This window comes from Salinisphaera sp. G21_0 (assembly GCF_017744115.1).
In the GTDB taxonomy this organism is placed as follows: domain Bacteria; phylum Pseudomonadota; class Gammaproteobacteria; order Pseudomonadales; family Endozoicomonadaceae; genus Endozoicomonas.
In genome coordinates, this window is the sequence record NZ_JAGHQW010000210.1 from 1 (window position 1) to 760 (window position 760).

1 protein-coding gene is annotated in these 760 nt (G+C 33.3%); it reads right to left on the reverse strand.

From position 1 onward, the window contains the following. Nucleotides 1-619, reverse strand: a 619-nt coding sequence (locus J7439_RS25695) for a hypothetical protein (protein WP_209204900.1), incomplete at its 3' end; no start/stop codon positions are given. Nucleotides 620-760: the final 141 nt, after the last annotated feature.

Consider the following 760-nt stretch of genomic DNA (forward strand, 5'->3'; position numbering starts at 1 on the left):
CTTCATACAAATTGAGTGAAAATGATTTTCTCCATAATTGAGATTTTAGAATGCTGCTGTTTTCCGATATTGCATAATCAGGATTTAAAGTGTCAAATTCACATGACTCTTCATAATTCTCAAGGTATGTTAATCCATCAACAAGCCTGAATTGAGGTAATGATCTTAATGTACAGCTGTTAGTTAGAGTATGTTTAATTGGTACTTCTTCGTAAACTTCATTAACCCACTGACTGGATTTTATAGATGTAGAGTGAGGAATCTGTGGATCAAATATTCTTAAGCCATCTTCTGTTTTACCCATAATAAAAACATGATGATTATAACTTTTTTTAAAGTAAGTGATAATTCCATTGCCTCCGTGAGTTGCAATTACTACCACTACCTTTTTGGTTAATTCATCAGGTAGTTTCTGTAGGGTCTCAAGAATATTACTGTTACATTCGTGGAGATATTTTGGTTTCTTGAACTCTACAATAGCATGATCAATTCTTGATATTTCTTGTTTTGTTAAAAAGTCCAGTGAATGTTTAGTGAGTGAATTTTTAGCTGTAATTTCCGATGACTCATATTTTTCACACTGCATGGTGCTGGAGGAGGTAGTCTGTAATGACTGCATATGAGAGGTTCCAGGAGTTGAAAAAGTTTTACTTTATGGAGAGTAGACAAGTCATAATGAAATTAGTTCCAGATGGTTAGCTACTTAACCATCCAAAACAGGAAAAACTGTCTTTAAAAATGATGATGAAGTAAAGCCAGA